Source organism: Curvibacter microcysteis (assembly GCF_028649455.1).
Taxonomy (GTDB): domain Bacteria; phylum Pseudomonadota; class Gammaproteobacteria; order Burkholderiales; family Burkholderiaceae_C; genus Curvibacter; species Curvibacter microcysteis.
The window spans coordinates 131952-148632 of the sequence record NZ_JAQSIO010000005.1; the positions used below are offsets into that span (position 1 = coordinate 131952).

19 protein-coding genes are annotated in these 16681 nt (G+C 63.3%); 10 read left to right on the forward strand and 9 right to left on the reverse strand.

The features are described 5' to 3' along the window. Positions 1-23 precede the first annotated feature (23 nt). From coxB to PSQ39_RS14795, 3 genes are all read right to left on the reverse strand, one after another. Positions 24-1193: a cytochrome c oxidase subunit II gene (gene coxB, locus PSQ39_RS14785; RefSeq protein ID WP_273927589.1), complete on the reverse strand. Its 1170-nt coding sequence runs from the start codon at positions 1191-1193 to the stop codon at positions 24-26. 67 nt (positions 1194-1260) lie between these two features. After that, a complete protein-coding gene (locus PSQ39_RS14790; RefSeq protein WP_273927590.1) occupies positions 1261-1737 on the reverse strand; it encodes a DUF2244 domain-containing protein in 477 nt (158 codons plus the stop codon). Between the two features lie 92 nt (positions 1738-1829). After that, on the reverse strand, positions 1830-2744 hold the full coding sequence (locus PSQ39_RS14795) for a biotin synthase (RefSeq protein WP_273927591.1): 915 nt from the start codon (positions 2742-2744) through the stop codon (positions 1830-1832). A gap of 237 nt (positions 2745-2981) precedes the next feature. On the opposite strand from PSQ39_RS14795, the gene PSQ39_RS14800 reads away from it, so the two are divergent. Together PSQ39_RS14800 and trmL are read left to right on the forward strand one after the other, a co-directional pair. Then, a complete protein-coding gene (locus PSQ39_RS14800; protein ID WP_337961939.1) occupies positions 2982-3509 on the forward strand; it encodes a ComF family protein in 528 nt (175 codons plus the stop codon). A 3-nt stretch (positions 3510-3512) separates the two neighbouring features. Further along, complete coding sequence (gene trmL / locus PSQ39_RS14805) at positions 3513-3989, forward strand: tRNA (uridine(34)/cytosine(34)/5-carboxymethylaminomethyluridine(34)-2'-O)-methyltransferase TrmL (RefSeq protein WP_273927593.1); 477 nt, start codon at positions 3513-3515, stop codon at positions 3987-3989. 49 nt (positions 3990-4038) lie between these two features. Here the strand turns inward: trmL and PSQ39_RS14810 are convergent, their stop codons facing one another. Both PSQ39_RS14810 and PSQ39_RS14815 read right to left on the reverse strand, forming a co-directional pair. Next, a complete protein-coding gene (locus PSQ39_RS14810; protein WP_273927594.1) occupies positions 4039-4497 on the reverse strand; it encodes a MaoC family dehydratase in 459 nt (152 codons plus the stop codon). Between the two features lie 76 nt (positions 4498-4573). Continuing rightward, complete coding sequence (locus PSQ39_RS14815; protein WP_273927595.1) at positions 4574-5191, reverse strand: nucleotide-binding protein; 618 nt, start codon at positions 5189-5191, stop codon at positions 4574-4576. A gap of 158 nt (positions 5192-5349) precedes the next feature. Between PSQ39_RS14815 and PSQ39_RS14820 the strand changes: the two genes are divergently transcribed. Together PSQ39_RS14820 and PSQ39_RS14825 are read left to right on the forward strand one after the other, a co-directional pair. Beyond that, positions 5350-6300, forward strand: a complete 951-nt coding sequence (locus tag PSQ39_RS14820) for a bifunctional helix-turn-helix transcriptional regulator/GNAT family N-acetyltransferase (protein ID WP_273927596.1) — start codon at positions 5350-5352, stop codon at positions 6298-6300. Between the two features lie 78 nt (positions 6301-6378). Next, the gene (locus PSQ39_RS14825) at positions 6379-7017 is read left to right on the forward strand and encodes a trimeric intracellular cation channel family protein (protein WP_273927597.1); all 639 of its coding nucleotides are present in this window, start codon (positions 6379-6381) and stop codon (positions 7015-7017) included. 36 nt (positions 7018-7053) lie between these two features. Here PSQ39_RS14825 and pcaF read toward each other — a convergent pair whose 3' ends face one another. The 3 genes from pcaF to PSQ39_RS14840 are packed head-to-tail and all read right to left on the reverse strand — an operon-like array spanning position 7054 to position 9694. Continuing rightward, entirely contained in the window at positions 7054-8256 is a 1203-nt protein-coding gene (gene pcaF, locus PSQ39_RS14830) for a 3-oxoadipyl-CoA thiolase (protein ID WP_273927598.1), read from the reverse strand. Positions 8257-8305: 49 nt separating this feature from the next. After that, the gene (locus tag PSQ39_RS14835; protein WP_273927599.1) at positions 8306-8950 is read right to left on the reverse strand and encodes a 3-oxoacid CoA-transferase subunit B; all 645 of its coding nucleotides are present in this window, start codon (positions 8948-8950) and stop codon (positions 8306-8308) included. A 42-nt stretch (positions 8951-8992) separates the two neighbouring features. After that, positions 8993-9694 (reverse strand): 3-oxoacid CoA-transferase subunit A, encoded by a 702-nt coding sequence (locus PSQ39_RS14840; protein ID WP_273927600.1) that lies wholly within the window; start codon positions 9692-9694, stop codon positions 8993-8995. Positions 9695-9867: 173 nt separating this feature from the next. Between PSQ39_RS14840 and PSQ39_RS14845 the strand changes: the two genes are divergently transcribed. Together PSQ39_RS14845 and PSQ39_RS14850 are read left to right on the forward strand one after the other, a co-directional pair. Beyond that, positions 9868-10692, forward strand: coding sequence for an IclR family transcriptional regulator (locus PSQ39_RS14845; protein WP_409242040.1), 825 nt, complete (start codon positions 9868-9870; stop codon positions 10690-10692). Between the two features lie 67 nt (positions 10693-10759). Then, positions 10760-11194, forward strand: coding sequence for a DUF1841 family protein (locus tag PSQ39_RS14850; RefSeq protein WP_273927601.1), 435 nt, complete (start codon positions 10760-10762; stop codon positions 11192-11194). A 108-nt stretch (positions 11195-11302) separates the two neighbouring features. Here the strand turns inward: PSQ39_RS14850 and PSQ39_RS14855 are convergent, their stop codons facing one another. Continuing rightward, positions 11303-11968: a c-type cytochrome gene (locus tag PSQ39_RS14855; RefSeq protein WP_273927602.1), complete on the reverse strand. Its 666-nt coding sequence runs from the start codon at positions 11966-11968 to the stop codon at positions 11303-11305. A 111-nt stretch (positions 11969-12079) separates the two neighbouring features. Here PSQ39_RS14855 and PSQ39_RS14860 point away from each other — a divergent pair, with 111 nt between their 5' ends. From PSQ39_RS14860 to PSQ39_RS14875, 4 genes are read left to right on the forward strand one after another with little or no spacing between them, the layout of a single operon-like run. Continuing rightward, positions 12080-12922 carry an AAA family ATPase gene (locus PSQ39_RS14860; protein WP_273927603.1) on the forward strand — a complete coding sequence of 281 codons (843 nt, stop codon included), beginning with the start codon at positions 12080-12082 and terminating at the stop codon, positions 12920-12922. A 31-nt stretch (positions 12923-12953) separates the two neighbouring features. Beyond that, positions 12954-13559: a GNAT family N-acetyltransferase gene (locus tag PSQ39_RS14865; RefSeq protein WP_273927604.1), complete on the forward strand. Its 606-nt coding sequence runs from the start codon at positions 12954-12956 to the stop codon at positions 13557-13559. A gap of 24 nt (positions 13560-13583) precedes the next feature. Next, positions 13584-14774, forward strand: coding sequence for a vWA domain-containing protein (locus PSQ39_RS14870; RefSeq protein ID WP_273927605.1), 1191 nt, complete (start codon positions 13584-13586; stop codon positions 14772-14774). Positions 14775-14778: 4 nt separating this feature from the next. Further along, positions 14779-16680, forward strand: coding sequence for an autotransporter assembly complex protein TamA (locus tag PSQ39_RS14875; RefSeq protein WP_273927606.1), 1902 nt, complete (start codon positions 14779-14781; stop codon positions 16678-16680). The last annotated feature ends 1 nt before the right edge of the window (position 16681 follow it).

The following is a 16681-nucleotide window of genomic DNA, read 5'->3' on the forward strand; positions in this document are numbered from 1 at the left end:
AATCGGGGGAAGGCGACGTCGGATTACTTGCCGCGCAGCGCCAGCACTTCGGCGGGCTGAACCAATTGGCCAGTCTTGTTGGACCAGCTGTTCTTGGTGTAAGTCACAACAGCGGCAATGTCGGTGTCCGACAACTGCTTCCAAGCAGGCATGGTGCCGTTGTTTTGACCATTGAGCAGCACTGCGATCTGGCGAGCATGATCCGCATCCAGCACCGTGGCCGAGCCGTCCAGTGCCTTGATCGGGCCTGCGCCCTTGCCGTTGGGCTGATGGCAGGCGGCGCAATTGGCGGCGTACACCTTTTCACCGCGCTTGCTCAGGTCATCCAGCGCCCAGACCTTGCTCGGGTCGTCAGCCTTGGCCGCTGCCTTCTTCTTTTCAGCATTGACCCAGGCGGAATAATCTTCAGCCGACAGCACCTTCACGTGGATGGGCATGTAGGCGTGTTCTTTACCGCACAGCTCGGCGCACTGGCCGTAGAAGTCACCCACCTTTTCGGCGCGGAACCAGGTGTCACGCACGAAGCCTGGGATGGCGTCCTGCTTGATACCAAAAGCCGGCACCATGAACGCGTGGATCACGTCGTTGGCGGTGGTGATCACGCGCACCTTCTTGTTGACCGGGACCACCAGGGGGTTGTCCACCTTCAAGAGGTAGTTGTCAGGAATGTCGCCCTTGGCGCCGTTGTCAGAAAGCGCGCGGTGCGAAGCGTCCAGCGTGGAAACGAAAGCCAGGCCTTCACCTTCGCCCTTGATGTAGTCGTAGCCCCACTTCCACTGGTAACCCGTGGCCTTGACAGTGAGGTCAGCGTTGGTGGTGTCTTTTTGGGCGACCAGCACCTTGGTGGCCGGCAGGGCCATCAGGATCACGATCACGAAAGGCGCAATGGTCCAGATGATTTCCACCGTCACCGACTCATGGAAGGTCGCGGGCTTGTAACCCAGCGACTTGCGGTGCTTGAGGATGGAATAGAACATGACACTGAACACTGCCACGAAGATCACCGTGCAGATGATCAACATCATCCAGTGCAGGAAATGCTGTTCTTCGGCAATCCGGGTGGCTGGCGGCGCCAGGTTGAGCTGTCGCACCGCTGGGCCGCCGGGCAAATCACTGACGGCATGCGCAGCCGAGCCCAGCAAGGCACCGGCGGTCAGCAGCAGCGAAGCCAACTTGTTGGAAATGCTCTTCATCGTGTTCACTTCTTCATTGCCTCAATTTAACAAACCTCACACCGCAGACGGGCTGCCGTGTCAGACATCACATGGCTCGCAATGCCCTTCGAATTTCGCTGGCCAAGGCCGGACGCAATTCGGGGCGCACGAAGCGCCCCACCTCAAACGTCCGCCCTTGACCTGACAACTCGATCAAGGACTGATGACCCACCTTGGGCTCAACCCGCACCCACTCGCGGAGAAACTCAACGCGCTGAAGTTGGCCAGCTTGCTCCAACTCCACCAGCAAACGCCCGCCCCGCAGGCTGATTCGCTCACCGTCCGCAGCGTGGCGCGCATACAGGAGGAACGCTACACCAATCGCCAGCAATTCGATGCCCGTGAAAACCATCACAAGCCGCGCGCCCATGTGCCAGCACAGTGTGGCCACCGCCATGGAAACCAGACAAATTGAGCCGTAAAACCAAGCCAGTTGAGCGGGTGTTACAGAGCAGTTGCGTCGCAGTTGCCAGTCGATGCCTTGACCGGTGACTTGGGCGAATCGAAGAACCGGATTTGACATGCGTCAAGCCCCCGGAAAACAGATGCGCGGGAATATGCCCGAATGAAAACCGAGCGAATTTTAACCGAGTCAGTGCTCGGGTTTGACAATTCTCAAACAGGCGGCAAATTCTTTTTGTTGTGGCGCAACACCGTCTTCATTTCCTGCAGAGAAACAGCACTTTGGCTGCTCAAACGAATGCGCGGAACAGGCTTGAAAGCATGACCGTAAATGATCTCGAACGTGAGGCTCAAACTGCCGGGCGCGGGCTCGGTTAAAGCCGGACTGGTGCGCAGCGCGTGCAGCAGTTGCGCATGCCAACTGCGCCCGCGGCACGCCGCAAAACGCGCAGGGTGGAGGTTTCGTCCCAATTCGCGCAGCTCCTTGAGCAGGCGTTCCGGACTTTCAAAGGTCAGCACCACACGCTCCATGTCCATGACGGGCTCGGCAAAGCCCGCCTCGACCAACATATCGCCCCAGTCATGCATGTCCGTGAAGACATGCCCTGGCGCAGGCCAGCCGGCCTGCGCATACAGCGCGCGCAACTCCTGCAGGGTGTCCGGTCCGAGACAGGAAAACATCAAGAAACCGTCAACCGCCAAAGCTTTGTGCCATTGCCCAATCAAGTCTTGCGGTCGGTCGGTCGCATGCAACGCCATGTTGGACCAGACCATCTGCACGCTGCCATCGGTGGGCAGGCCAACCGCAGGCGCTCGTCCGCTCCAGCGGGCCGGTTGCCACCAGGCGGGTTCGTGGGTTTGCCGGGCCTTCGCAGCACGCGCCGGGACGGGCTCGTGCACATGCGCTCGGGCCTTGGGGTAGAGCTCCAGCAACTTGGCGTGGCCTTGCAAGCCGCCCCAGGAGGGGGCCCAGTCCAACCACGCATCTGGCTGCAATTTGATCCACTGCAAGCGTTCAGCCATGCGGCGAGCCACCTCTTCGTGCAGCCAGGGCGACTGGTCCAGAGGCAAACGCTCCAGGCGCTGCACGGCTGGGGGATCGATGGTCGGGGGCGAGGGGTGGTTCATGGTCGGTCGATTCAATGCGCTGGCGAGTATATTGAGTCCATGCTGTCGCGGCTTTTCAGCGCCTGGATGACCCGCCTGCCCAGTCAGTGCGCCATCTGCCGCGCCTGGCCAGCACAGCGGGTGTGTGAAACCTGCGTGCTGCGTTTTGCAGGTCCCCGCCCACGCTGCCGACGCTGTGCCTTGCCCTGCCCCGAAGGCGTTCAGGTGTGTGGCGTCTGCCTCCTCCAACCCGTCCCCTTGAACAGCTGCCACGCCGCCGTGGACTACGCCTACCCCTGGACTCAGTGCATTGCGGAGTTCAAGTTCCAGCAAGAGCCCGGCTGGGCACGAACCTTCGCGGCCCTGATGCTACAAAGCCCCAAGCTGCAAGACTGCGTGAGCCAAAGCGACTGGCTGCTGCCCATGCCCCTGGCCCCCGCCCGCTTGCAGGAGCGCGGCTACAACCAAGCCTTGGTGCTGGCCAAGCAACTGGCGCCCGCCAAAGTGCTGACAGAAGGCTTGCTGCGGCTGCGCCACACGCCCAGTCAACGCGAACTGACAAAACGCCAGCGGCAGGTCAACCTGCGCGGCGCCCTGCTGGCCAACCCACAGCACCTGAGCACCCTCCAGGGCGCTCGCCTGACCTTGATCGACGACGTCATGACCACCGGCGCGTCACTGGCAGCAGCGGCACAAGCCTTGCGCGCCGCTGGCGCGCAAGAAGTGCATGCCTGCGTCTTCGCTCGCACGCCCGACCCAACAGTGGAACGGGTGCACCGACAATAGGGCATGTTTCACATTGTTCTTGTTCAACCCGAGATCCCCCCCAACACCGGCAACGTCATCCGGCTGGCAGCCAACACAGGGTGCACTTTGCACCTGATTGAGCCCCTGGGGTTTTCGATGGAAGACCGCTACATGCGGCGCGCAGGCCTCGACTACCACGAGTACGCCGAAGTTCAAAAACACGCCAGTTGGGACGCCTTCTTGAACACCAGCCAGGCGCCGGCGGAGCGCCTGTTCGCGATGACCACGCACGGCTCACGCTCCGCCTTCGAATTGAGTTTCCAGCGCGGCGATTACTTTGTCTTTGGCTCCGAAACCCGGGGGCTGGCGCCCGAATTGCGTGAGCAATTCCCACTGTCGCAGCGCCTGCGCTTGCCCATGCAGGCGGGCCAGCGCAGCCTGAATCTGTCCAACGCTGTTGCCGTGACCGTGTTCGAAGCTTGGCGTCAAAACCAGTTTCAAGGCGGCGTGGCGGGCTGACCGCGGCAGGCGGCGACGCCATGCGAGCGGCGCCAGCGCTGCTGGAAGCTCAGGGATACTGACGGGCCAGCGACTCGGCCACACAGACGGGTTTGCTGCCGCCTTCGCGCTCGATCGTGACCTCCCACGCGAACTGGTAGCCCTGGTTGTCGATGGGACTGGCTTCCAGCAAACGCAAATGGGCCCGCAAGCGGCTGCCCACGGGCACAGGCGCCGGGAAGCGCACCTTGTTGAGGCCGTAGTTGACCCCCATGCGCGCCTCCAGGACCTCCAGCGTCGAGCCAAAAAACTGAGGAACCAGGGACAAGGTCAAGAAACCGTGCGCGATGGGCGCCCCAAACGGGCCGCTGCGGGCGCGCTCCACATCGATGTGGATCCATTGGTGGTCCCCGGTGGCGTCGGCGAATTGGTTCACCTGTTCCTGGGTGATGGTGACCCAGTCGCTGATGGCCACCTCTTGGCCCACGCAGGCCGCCAGATCGGAAAGGGTTTGGAAGGTTTTTTTCATGGGCAAACTTTAGCGGCGGACACCGCACAGCAATGTCGGCCAGGCGACATGGGCCCCCACAACAGCCCCCATGCGCTCAATCCTGCAACCAACGCAGCAAGGGCTGCCACTGCTGCAAGTCTTTCTCCACCCGCGCAGGTGCCACATCGAACAAGGTCAAGCCCTGGGCCGCCAAGTGCACGTAGTTCTGTGTGTCACGCAAGCCGGTCAGGTAAGGCAGACCCAGGCTGTCGACAAATTCGCGCAGACGCTCGGCCGCAATCGTGCGCTCGTCCACCCGCATCCCGACGATGGCGATGTCCAAGCCCTGCGCGCGCTTCATTCCCGCGAGTTGATCCAAAAAATCACGCGTGGCAAACATGTCAAACACGCTGGGCTGCAAGGGCACAAGCACCTTGTCCGCCAGCTTGAGCACGTCTTTCAGCGCCCCGCCACTCAGGCCGGCAGGCGTGTCCAACACCGCATGCTGAAGGCCTTTGCGAGGGCGCCCTATCGCGCTGGGGTCCACTTTCCAGGCCTCAATCACCGCTGCTTGCGCAGGACGCAGCCCCAACCACAAATGCGCCGACTGCTGGCGATCCAGGTCCCCCAAGGCCACCGCATGCCCCTGCGACGCCAGGGCGCCCGCCAGTTGGGTGCTCAGCGTGGATTTGCCCACGCCACCTTTGGGATTGGCCACCACGAAGATCGACATGCGCTGCTCCTTCAAGCTGTTGCTGAGGACAGCATGTTAGCGATTGCCCATGATGAAGGGCGGCGCGCCCTGGCTGCAGACAAGATGGGTGGCGGCAGCTGGTTCACAGCCCATCCCAACTACTTGACTGAGTCAAATAAAAAGCCCAGCATGAGGACATGAACACCTCATCCTCGACCGATGCTGTCAGCGCATTGCACGCCGACATCGACAGCGTGCGCCGCTTCAGCCGCTTCTACACCCGCCAATTGGGCCTGCTCGACGAAGGCTTGCTGGCCACGGGGTTCACCCTGACCGAGGCACGGCTGCTGTATGAGCTGGCGCAAGGCGCTGAACTCACGGCCAGCCAATTGGTGCGCGAGCTGGCGCTGGACGCAGGCTACCTGAGCCGCTTGCTCAAGAAGTTCGAGCAACAGGGCTGGCTGCTGCGCGAGCCCGACCCCAGCGACGCAAGGCAAAGTCACTTGCAACTCAGCGCCAGTGGACAGGCTGCGTTTGCGCCACTGGATCGGGGCTCGCGTGAGCAGGTCCAACAGTGGCTGAAGACCCTCTCCCCCTTGCAACGGCAGGACTTGCAACACGCCATGCAAACCGTGCAGACCTTGCTCGCGGCCCCGCCCGCGCCGGCAGGTTCCCTGCACCTGCGCGGTCTGCGCCCGGGCGACCTGGGTTGGGTGGTGCACCGCCAAGCCCTGCTCTACAGCCACGAGTACGGCTGGGATGCCAGTTTCGAAGCCCTGGTGGCCGAGATCGTGGCCAAGTACCAGCAAAACTTCGACGCCAGCGGCGAAAACGCCTGGATCGCTGAGTGGCAGGGGCGCCCGGTGGGTTCGGTGTTTGTGGTGCGTGAATCAGCCACGGTGGCCAAGCTCCGACTGCTCTACGTGGAAGCCGAGGCGCGCGGTCTGGGCCTGGGGCGCCAACTGGTGCAGCGCTGCATCGACTTCGCCCGTGAGCGGGGCTACCAAACCCTCAAGCTGTGGACCAACGACGTGTTGAGCAGCGCCCGCCACATCTACCAAAGCACTGGGTTTGAGCTGGTGGCCAGCGAGCCCCATCACTCCTTTGGCCATGATCTGATCGGTGAGCACTGGACGCTGACGCTCTGACCCAGGCGGTGCACGCAGCCTCCCCCAAAAGAACGGCCTCTTGGCCCTGGTTGGGGACGACTTGGCAAAATGCCCCGCATGGAGACCTTCAACGCCTGGGCGCCCCTGCTGCGCCACCTGATCGAACTTGCCGCCATGCTGGCTTTTGCGCTTTCGGGCGTGCTGGAAGGGGCGCGCAAACGGCTGGACCCGGTGGGCGTTTGCGTGGTGGCTTTTCTGGCCGCCTTTGGCGGCGGCACCTTGCGTGACCTGCTGCTGGACCAGCGGCCCTTTTTCTGGATCCGCCACAGCGACTACGTCTGGGGCATCTTGGGCCTCAGTGTCTGCGCCCTGCTGTTCATGCGTCAGCGCCACTTTGAGCCCACCGAGCGGGCCATTCAGATTCCCGACGCCATCGGCTTGGGCCTGTTCACGGCCGTGGGTGTGGACACCGCCCAGGCCCTGGGCATGCCCAGCCTCATTGCGGTCTTGATGGGGGTGATCACCGGGGTGTTTGGCGGGGTGCTGCGCGACATCGTCTGCAATGAAATCCCCAAGGCCTTCAACGACCACCGGCCCTACGCGGTCTGCGCGTTTGCAGGCGCATGGCTGTACCTGGGCTTGCGCAACGGCCAAGCCGACGAGACCACCGCGCTGGTGGCCTGCGTGCTGCTCACCGCTGGCTTGCGCGGCTTGGCGGTGTGGCGCAATTGGCAACTGCCGGGCTGGCGCCACTGAGGCCGGTGGCCAGCCCGGGTATCAAGCCATTGAGCGTCAAACGCGCTCGAGGATCAGCGCAATGCCTTGGCCCACGCCAATGCACATGGTGCACAGCGCATAGCGGCCACCGCTGCGGTGCAATTGATTGACCGCCGTGGTCACCAAGCGCGCGCCGCTGGCGCCCAAGGGATGGCCCAGAGCGATGGCACCGCCATTGGGGTTGACGCGAGGGTCATCGTCTTGCAAGCCCAGTTGACGCAACACGGCCAGGCCTTGCGCGGCAAAGGCTTCGTTGAGCTCAATCACATCCATCTGCGCCAAGCTCAGGCCGGTCAAGGCCAGGACTTTTTGCGTGGCGGGTGCCGGGCCAATGCCCATGATGCGCGGAGCCACACCGGCCGTGGCCATGCCGACCACGCGGGCGCGCGGCGTCAGGCCATGCAGGGCGGCCGAACGCTCGTCGGCCAACAACAAGGCGCAAGCCCCGTCATTGACACCGCTGGCATTGCCAGCGGTCACGGTGCCGTCGGGGCGCACCACGCCTTTGAGCTTGGCCAGCGCTTCCAGCGAGGTGGACCGCGGGTGCTCGTCCTGGCTCACGATGATCGCGTCGCCCTTCTTCTGCGGCACCGACACCGGGGTGATTTCGGCATCGAAAACACCGGCTTGCTGCGCCGCCACCGCCTTGAGTTGGCTGGCCAAGGCCATGCGGTCCTGGGCTTCACGTTCGATGCCGTAGTCCGTGGCGACGTTCTCTGCCGTCTCGGGCATGGCATCGACCCCGTACTGCGCTTTCATCAGCTTGTTGACGAAGCGCCATCCAATGGTGGTGTCATACACCGCATTGGCACGGCTGAAGGCGCTTTCGGCCTTGGGCATGACAAAGGGTGCGCGGCTCATGCTTTCCACGCCGCCGGCAATCATCAGCCCAGCCTCACCGGCGCGGATGGCGCGGGCGGCCGTGCCGACCGCGTCCAAACCCGAACCGCAGAGGCGGTTCACGGTGGCGCCGGGCACTTCGATGGGCAGGCCCGCGAGCAAACTGGCCATGCGCGCCACGTTGCGGTTGTCTTCGCCAGCCTGGTTGGCGCAGCCATAGATCACATCGGTCACTGCGGCCCAGTCCACGCCAGGGTTGCGGGCCATCAAGGCCTTCAGGGGAATGGCGCCCAGGTCATCGGCACGGATGCTGGACAGCGCGCCGCCATAGCGACCAAAAGGGGTGCGGATGGCATCGCAAATAAAGGCTTGGGTCATGGTTATTCCTTGTCTCTCTTGGGGGTTGGATTCAGATCTGGGTGCAGGCTCAATGGGCCAGCGGCAAGCCGATGAGCGCTTGCAGGGCCTCTGGCGTCAGCCCAGGCACCGCGTCCACCAGGCGCAAGCCCTCGGGGCTGCATTCCAGCGTGGCCAAATCGGTGTAGATGCGTTTCACGCAAGCCAGCCCGGTCAGGGGGTAGGTGCACGTCTGCACCACCTTGCTGACGCCTTGCTTGGTCAGCAGATCCATCATCACCCAGGTCTGGCGCGCGCCCGTGGCCAGGTCCATCGCGCCGCCCACTGCGGGAATGGAGCCTGGCTCGCCGGTGCTCCAGTTGGCCAGATCCCCGGTGGTCGAGACCTGAAATGCGCCCAACACGCAGATGTCGATGTGGCCGCCGCGCATCATGGCAAAGCTGTCGGCATGGTGGAAGAAAGCGCCACCCGGCAGCAAGGTCACAGGCTGCTTGCCAGCGTTGATGAGGTCATAGTCTTCCAGACCGGGTGCGGGGGCGGGCCCCATGCCCAGGATGCCGTTTTCGCTTTGCAGAATCACTTCGCGGTCGGCGGGAATGTGGTTGGCCACCAGGGTTGGCATGCCGATGCCCAGGTTCACGATGGCGCCATCGTGGATGTCCAGCGCCACGCGGCGCGCCAGTTCGTCTTTGCTGCGGCGGGTGTAGTCACTCATGTGAGGGCTTTCTGTTCGTAGAAGGGGCAGAGACCCGCTGGCTCAAGCCGCGGCCTTGAATCCACCGCCTTGGGTGGCCTGGCGTTCGATGCAGACCACGCGGTCCACAAAAATACCGGGGGTGATGACGGTCTCTGGGTCGATCTGGCCCAACTCGGCCACCTCATACACCGACGCCACCGTGAAACGGGCGGCGGTGGCCATCACCGGTCCGAAATTGCGAGCCGATTGCCGGTAGGTGAGATTGCCCCAACGATCGCCACGCTCGGCCTTGATGAGGGCCACATCGCCGTGGATCGGGTGCTCCAGCACGTACTGGCGGCCGTTGATTTCACGCGTTTCCTTGCCCTGGGCCATCTCGGTGCCATACCCCGTGGGGGTGAAAAATGCACCGATGCCCGCCCCTGCGGCGCGCAGGCGCTCGGCCAGATTGCCCTGCGGCACCAGTTCGAGTTCGATCTTGCCACTGCGGTAAAGCGCATCAAAAATCTGGCTGTCCGCTTGGCGCGGAAAGCTGCAGATGATCTTGCGCACCCGACCCGCCTTGAGCAGGGCGGCCAAACCGGTCTCGCCATTGCCCGCGTTGTTGTTGACGACGGTGAGGTCGCGCGCACCCTGCTCAATCAAACCGTCGATCAGTTCGTTGGGGATGCCTGCTGTGCCAAAACCGCCTATCAGTACCGTACTACCGTCCGAAACATCCGCCAGGGCCTGAGCCACAGTGGGCACCCACTTATTGATCATGATGAGAGGTTCTCCAGAGAAGATGAGGCACAGTCGCTTGTTGTTCGCGACGCGCCCGAGGTGCCTGCCCCAAAGACCCCCAAGGGTCTTATTGCAAGCGTTGGCAAACCTCAAAATTTGTTCTAGTATCGAACAATGGTTCGCATAAAGAATTTTAAAAGATTGACGCTCTTATGGCAATGACCCCAGACACCGACGTGACGCTCCCGGAAGCCGAGAGCAGCCCCCCACGCCCCAGCGACAGCTATGTCCAATCCTTCGCAAGAGGGTTGGAAGTCATCCGGAGTTTCAGCGCCGAAGCCCCTCAACAAACACTCACTGAGGTCGCCACCCGCAGCGGCCTGACCCGGGCTGGCGCGCGACGCATCCTGCTGACCTTGCAAACCCTGGGCTATGTCGAAACCGATGGTCGCCAGTTCCGGCTGAGTCCGCGCATCCTGGACCTGGGTTTCGCCTACCTGTCCTCCATGCCGATCTGGAACCTGGCCGAACCCGTCATGGAAGGCTTGGTCGACCGGGTCAAAGAGTCATGCTCCGCGGCGGTGCTGGATGGCAGCGACATCGTCTACGTCCTGCGGGTGCCCACCCACAAGATCATGCGCATCACCCTGGGCGTGGGCACGCGCTTGCCCGCTTACTGCACCTCCATGGGCCGCATCCTGTTGGCCGGCCTGCCGGATGAAGAAGTCATTCGACGCCTGAACGCCAGCGCACTCAGCGGCCGCACCCGTTACACCGTCACCCACGCCGACGAGCTCATGGCCAAAGTCCGCCAGGCCCGTGACCAAGGGTGGTGTCTGGTGGACCAGGAACTGGAAGAAGGCCTGATCTCCATGGCCGCGCCCATCGTCAACCGCAATGGGCGGGTCATTGCCGCCCTCAATATCAGCGGGCAGGCCAACCGCACCAGCGCTTTTGAGATGCAAGACCGCATGCTGCCGCACCTGCTGCAGTCGGCCCAAGCGATCTCACGCATGCTCAGCAATCCCCGGGTGTGAGCGGTCAAGGCCTGCGCTTGACCGCAGCCGAGCCGGGGCTTCAAAGGTGGTGATACCCTTGTGCCCCATGTTCAGCCCCTCTCAGGACGACGTTCGTCGCTTTTTCTGCTCAGCCCACGCCAAGGCCCAGGCCGGTCAACCGATGGAAGCCATCGAGACCCTGGCCAGCCAGTGGATCGCCGAGCACCCCGAATACCACGCCGACCTGGCCGATGCCGATGCGGCCGTGGCCCGCGTCTACGATGGCAAAAACCAACAGGCCAACCCTTTTCTGCACCTGTCCATGCACCTGTCGATCAGCGAGCAGTGCAGCATCGACCAGCCGCGCGGCATCCGGCAGGCGGTGGAGCTGCTGACGGCTCGGCGCGACTCCCTGCACGACGCCCACCACGAGGTGATGGAGTGCCTGGGACGCATGCTCTGGGAAAGCCAGCGCAGCGGACGCCCCCCAGACGGCCATGCCTACATCGATGCCGTGCAGCGAGCCGCCACCCGGGACTGACGCCACATCACGCCTCCACAGGGGCGAACGCTCCAGCAGTGTCCCAAAAGTCAAAAAGCCGCTCCAGGAGCGGCTTTTTTGGCAACCAAGTCGGTTTGCTGGATTCGGTCAGCGGAACTTGTTCTGGGCCACGGTCTTGAGGTCGCCATCCAAGCTGCTGATGTAGCCTGCCAAGGCCTTCAGCTCGGCATGGCTGAACTGCTTGGCCACACCGCCCATGACGCCGTTGTTGCGACCCACTTGGGGGTTGTTATCCACTTGGTAAGCCTTCAAAGCCACAAACAGGTAGTCGCTGTATTGACCGGCCAACTTGGGGTAGGACGGATCGATCGGCTTGGCAAAGTTGTCGCCATGGCAGGACACGCAAGCGCCCTTCTTCAGCAGCTCACCCACCTTGGCGCTGGGTTCGCGCTTGGCCTTGTCCGGCAGGCTGGCGCCCTCGACTTGGCCCAGCTTGGCGTAATAAGCGGACACGTCGGTGATGTCTTGCTCGCTCAATGAATCGGCAATGCCGCGCATGGTGGGGTGCTTGCGCTCGCCCTTTTTGTACGCCGTCAAAGCCGCCGCGATGTACTTCTCGCCCTGGCCCGCGATGCGCGGCACCTTGTACACCTCGGGGAAGCTGGCTTGGTAGCCCTGGATGCCATGGCACCCAATGCACATGGCCACCTTCGCTTGGATGTCCGTCTTGACCTCATCGGCGCGGACGGTCGTGGAGAAGGCCGTCACGGAAGCGACAGCAAGGGCAAATACCGTGGTCAACATCTTGTTCATTTTGCGAGCACAATCAAATGGATGATTGAGTACCGAGGGGATTGAGAAAAATCAACGATTGATTATATCGAGCCCCGCTCCCGCAACACATCTGTTAAGCCAACACCGCCCATGAAATTCCAAGGCTCCCAAAATTACGTCGCCACGCAAGACCTGATGCTCGCCGTGAATGCGGCCATTACCTTGAAGCGCCCCTTGCTGGTCAAGGGCGAACCTGGCACCGGCAAGACCATGCTGGCCGAAGAAGTGTCCGAAGCGCTGGGCATGCCGTTGTTGCAATGGCACATCAAATCGACCACCAAAGCCCAGCAAGGCCTGTATGAATATGACGCGGTGAGTCGTCTGCGCGACTCGCAACTGGGTGACGAGCGGGTCAAGGACATCAACAACTACATCGTCAAAGGCGTGCTGTGGCAGGCCTTCACGGCGGACCAGCCGGTGGCCCTGCTGATTGACGAAATCGACAAGGCCGACATCGAGTTCCCGAACGACTTGCTGCGCGAAATCGACCGCATGGAGTTCTATTGCTACGAAACGCGCGAGATGATCCGCGCCAAGAACCGCCCGCTGGTTTTCATCACCTCGAACAATGAGAAAGAGCTGCCCGACGCCTTCCTGCGCCGCTGCTTCTTCCACTACATCAAGTTCCCCGACGCCGAGACGATGAAGAAAATCGTCGACGTGCACTTCCCCACCTTGAAGGCCGACTTGCTGACGGCCGCCATGAAAACCTTCTACGACGTGCGCAACCTGCCCGGCCTGAAGAAAAAGCCCAGCACCTCCGAGCTGCTGGACTGGCTCAAGCTGCTGGTGGCCGAGGACATCCCCCTCGAAGCCCTGCAAAGCGCCGACAGCAAGGTCAGCGTGCCGCCGCTGGTGGGCGCCCTGCTGAAAAACGAACAGGACGTGACCTTGTTCGAAAAGCTCGTGTTCATGAACCAGCGCAACCGCTGAACCCTGCGCGACTGAGCACTGGAGAGCACACATGGCATATGTGGAACCCGTCACCCTGAGCCTGAACGGCGTCAAGCTGGTGCCCCTGGGTCTGGAACACGAGGCAGGCCTGGCCGCCGCCGCTGCCGACGGCGAACTGTGGAACCTGCGCATCACCTCGGTGCCCGCGCCCGGGGAGACCCGCGCCTACATCGAGACCGCCCTGCAAATGCGCGAGTCGGGCCACCGCTTTGCCTTCGCGGTGGTCGACGAGGCCAGTGGGCGCGTGCTGGGAAGCACCAGCTACCACGACATCGTGCCGGCGATCCAGCGCGTGGAGATTGGTTACACCTGGTACGCCAAGAGCGTGCAACGCAGCCACGTCAACAGCAGCTGCAAGCTCATGATGATGGGCCACGCCTTCGACACCCTGGGCTGTGCCGTGGTGGGCTGGCGCACTGACAATTTCAACCACGCCTCGCAACGTGCCATCGAACGCCTGGGCGCGCGCAAGGACGGGGTGCTGCGCCACCACGCCCTGCGCCGCGACGGCACGGTGCGCGACACGGTGATGTACAGCATGCGCGCCGGCGAATGGCCCGAAGCCAAGGCCCAACTGTTGTACCTGCAGGCCCAGCGCGCCAGCGCCGGGCACTGACCCCGTTCCTCGCAGGAGCCGCCCATGCTGATCGACTTTTTCTACACCTTGCGCAGCGCCAAGCTGCCCGTCTCGGTCAAGGAGTACCTGACCCTGCTCGAAGCCCTGCAGGCCGATGTGGTGGGGCCCAACTCCGACAACGCCTGGAAGATCGACGACTTCTATTACCTGTCGCGCACGGCGCTGGTGAAGGACGAGAAACACTACGACAAGTTCGACCGCGCCTTTGCCGCCTATTTCAAGGGCGTCGAAATGCTGGCCGACTTCACCAAAGACGTTCCGCTGGAATGGCTGCGCAAAAACCTGGAGCTGGAGCTCAGTCCCGAAGAAAAAGCCAAAATCGAAAAACTCGGCTGGGATGAGCTCATGGAAACGCTGAAAAAGCGTTTTGAAGAGCAAAAAGAACGCCACGAAGGCGGCAGCAAATGGATTGGCACGGGCGGCACCAGCCCCTTTGGCGCCAACGGCTACAACCCACAAGGCATCCGCATCGGGCAGGACAAGGGCCGCAACAAAAGCGCCGTCAAAGTGTGGGACCAGCGCGCATACAAGGACTACGACGACACGCAAGAGCTGGGCACCCGCAACATCAAGGTGGCGCTGCGCCGCCTGCGCAAGTTCGCCCGGGAGGGCTCGGCCGAGGAACTGGACCTGCCCGACACCATCCGCTCCACCGCGGCCAACGCTGGCTGGCTGGACATCAAGATGGTGCCCGAGCGCCACAACAACGTGAAGGTGCTGCTGCTCATGGACGTGGGCGGCACCATGGATGAGCACATTGCGCGCGTCGAAGAGATGTTCTCCGCCGCCAAGGCCGAGTTCAAACACCTGGAGTTCTATTACTTCCACAACTGCGTCTACGACTACATGTGGAAGAACAACAAGCGCCGCTTCTCGGAGAAGTTCGCCACCTGGGACATCATCCGCAAGTACAACAAGGACTACAAGCTGATCTTCATCGGGGACGCCACCATGAGCCCCTATGAGATCCTGCAGCCTGGCGGCAGCGTGGAATACAACAACGAAGAGCCAGGCGCCGAGTGGATGCAGCGCCTCACCAATGCGTTCCCCAAGTTCGCCTGGATCAACCCCGAGCCGCAAGGCGTGTGGCAATACCGGCAAAGCATTGCGGTGATCCAGCAGCTGGTGAACCAACGCATGTTCCCCCTGACCTTGAAGGGCCTCGAAGACGCGATGCGCATGCTGTCAAAATAGACGCATGTTCGGATTCAGGCGAGGCAAGCCGGCGCACACGCCGGCTTTTTTGTGGCTGCTGTGGCTGGCCCTCTTCACCCTGGGCAATGCCTGGGCGGCCGACCCACGCCCCGCCACCGCCCCTGCCGCCTTCGACCTGCAAGTCCAAGCGCCCGACGCACTGCGCGAACACCTGATGCGCCACCTCGAATTGCTGCAGTACCGGGAGCTTCAGGACCTGGACCGTGAGGAGCTGGACCGCCTGCTGGGCAGTGCCCACGACAACGCCCTCGAATTGCTGGCCACCCAAGGCTATTTCAGCGCCACCGTCGAACTGAGCGTGCAGGACCCCGGCCTGCCAGAGGCCCTGGCCGCAGCGGCCAGCACCCCATCCACGACCGACGCCAGCGCCAAGCCCCAGCAGCCCGGCCCGCGCTGGACGGTGCTGCTCAAGGTGCAGCCCGGCGAGCCAGTGCGCATCAGCCGCTTCAGCCTTCAATTGCAAGGTGAGATCCTCAACAGCAACGCCCTGGCGGCACAACAAAAAGACTTGGAAGACAGCTGGGCCCTGCGCCCCGGCACCCTTTTCACCCAGGCCGCATGGGACCAGGCCAAGACCGAGGCCTTGCGCCGCCTGACGGCCAACCGCTTCCCCACCGGCCACCTGCTGCGCAGCGAAGCCGCCATCGACACCGACCTGCACGAGGCGGTGCTCAGCCTGACGTTGGACTCCGGCCCCGACTACCGCTTTGGTGACATCGTGGTCGAAGGCACACGCTTGCACGATCCCGAGCTGGTGCGTCGCCTGGCCCAGATCCCACCAGGCACGGTCTACACCCAGACCCGCCTGCTGGAGGCCCAGCAACGCGTGGCCGACAGCGGCTACTTTGACTCCGTGTTCATGTCGCTGGACACCCAAGGCGACCCGCAAAACGCCACCGTGCGCGTGCAGGTGCGCGAAGCCAAGCTGCACAAATGGGTGCTGGGCATTGGCGCCAGCACCGACAGCGGCGCACGCCTGTCCAGCGAATACACGCACCGCAAACTGCCCTGGCTGGACTGGCGTGCAGTCAGCAAGTTGTCGCTGGACCGTGAAACCAAAACCCTGGGCACCGAACTCACCGGCCAGCCCGACACCGACAACTGGCGCGCCACCACCTCGGCCCAGCTGCAGCGCCAGCTCGGCGGCAGCGCACCGGTCAACAGCCTGATGCTGCGCGCCGGCCGCAGCAAAACCGAGGAACGCTACGACCGCAACCTGTTCCTGCAGTACGACCACGCCATCACCCAAAGCAGCCCGCCCGAAAACGCCTCCAGCGTGTCCGCCAACTACGCCTGGACGCGGCGCAACTTCAACACCCTGCCCTTCCCCACCCAGGGCTTCGGCCTGGCGGTGGAACTGGGCGCGGGCCTGACCCTGGGCGCCCAGCGTGAGCCCTACCTGCGCAGCCGGGCCCGCATCCTGGGCTTTTTGCCGATCGGGGTCAGCCCCGAGCGCAGCCTGGCCAGCACCCCCCGCCTGGCTTGGCGCGCTGAAGGCGGCGCCATTGGCGCGCGCAGCAACGTGGTTCTGCCCAGCACCCAGCGCTTTTTGACCGGTGGCGACACCACCGTGCGCGGCTACGGCTACCGCGAAATCGGCGTCGTGCAGGCCGACGGCAGCCTGTCGGCCGGGCGCTACCTGGCCGTCGGCAGCCTGGAATGGCAGCAACCGCTGCGCAGCCAGGGCCGCACCACCGCCTGGGATGCCGCCGTGTTTGTCGATGCCGGCGCCGTGGCCAACCAGGCCAGCGAACTCAAGGCCAAAGTGGGCCTGGGCGTGGGAGCACGCTGGCGCAGCCCCGTGGGCCCGCTGGCCCTGGACCTCGCCTGGGGCGCCGCCACGCACCGTTGGCGCCTGCACATGAACCTGGGCTTCAGCTTCTGAG

Excerpts from the sequence above, each read along its gene's own strand:
- PSQ39_RS14820 (WP_273927596.1), top strand. The coding sequence starts at position 5,350 with ATGAACACCTCATCCTCGACCGATGCTGTCAGCGCATTGCACGCCGAC.
- trmL (WP_273927593.1), top strand. The coding sequence starts at position 3,513 with ATGTTTCACATTGTTCTTGTTCAACCCGAGATCCCCCCCAACACCGGC.
- PSQ39_RS14855 (WP_273927602.1), bottom strand. The coding sequence starts at position 11,968 with ATGAACAAGATGTTGACCACGGTATTTGCCCTTGCTGTCGCTTCCGTG.
- PSQ39_RS14870 (WP_273927605.1), top strand. The coding sequence starts at position 13,584 with ATGCTGATCGACTTTTTCTACACCTTGCGCAGCGCCAAGCTGCCCGTC.
- coxB (WP_273927589.1), bottom strand. The coding sequence starts at position 1,193 with ATGAAGAGCATTTCCAACAAGTTGGCTTCGCTGCTGCTGACCGCCGGT.
- PSQ39_RS14860 (WP_273927603.1), top strand. The coding sequence starts at position 12,080 with ATGAAATTCCAAGGCTCCCAAAATTACGTCGCCACGCAAGACCTGATG.
- PSQ39_RS14795 (WP_273927591.1), bottom strand. The coding sequence starts at position 2,744 with ATGAACCACCCCTCGCCCCCGACCATCGATCCCCCAGCCGTGCAGCGC.
- PSQ39_RS14790 (WP_273927590.1), bottom strand. The coding sequence starts at position 1,737 with ATGTCAAATCCGGTTCTTCGATTCGCCCAAGTCACCGGTCAAGGCATC.
- pcaF (WP_273927598.1), bottom strand. The coding sequence starts at position 8,256 with ATGACCCAAGCCTTTATTTGCGATGCCATCCGCACCCCTTTTGGTCGC.
- PSQ39_RS14810 (WP_273927594.1), bottom strand. The coding sequence starts at position 4,497 with ATGAAAAAAACCTTCCAAACCCTTTCCGATCTGGCGGCCTGCGTGGGC.
- PSQ39_RS14835 (WP_273927599.1), bottom strand. The coding sequence starts at position 8,950 with ATGAGTGACTACACCCGCCGCAGCAAAGACGAACTGGCGCGCCGCGTG.
- PSQ39_RS14865 (WP_273927604.1), top strand. The coding sequence starts at position 12,954 with ATGGCATATGTGGAACCCGTCACCCTGAGCCTGAACGGCGTCAAGCTG.
- PSQ39_RS14845 (WP_409242040.1), top strand. The coding sequence starts at position 9,868 with ATGGCAATGACCCCAGACACCGACGTGACGCTCCCGGAAGCCGAGAGC.
- PSQ39_RS14825 (WP_273927597.1), top strand. The coding sequence starts at position 6,379 with ATGGAGACCTTCAACGCCTGGGCGCCCCTGCTGCGCCACCTGATCGAA.
- PSQ39_RS14840 (WP_273927600.1), bottom strand. The coding sequence starts at position 9,694 with ATGATCAATAAGTGGGTGCCCACTGTGGCTCAGGCCCTGGCGGATGTT.
- PSQ39_RS14850 (WP_273927601.1), top strand. The coding sequence starts at position 10,760 with ATGTTCAGCCCCTCTCAGGACGACGTTCGTCGCTTTTTCTGCTCAGCC.
- PSQ39_RS14875 (WP_273927606.1), top strand. The coding sequence starts at position 14,779 with ATGTTCGGATTCAGGCGAGGCAAGCCGGCGCACACGCCGGCTTTTTTG.
- PSQ39_RS14815 (WP_273927595.1), bottom strand. The coding sequence starts at position 5,191 with ATGTCGATCTTCGTGGTGGCCAATCCCAAAGGTGGCGTGGGCAAATCC.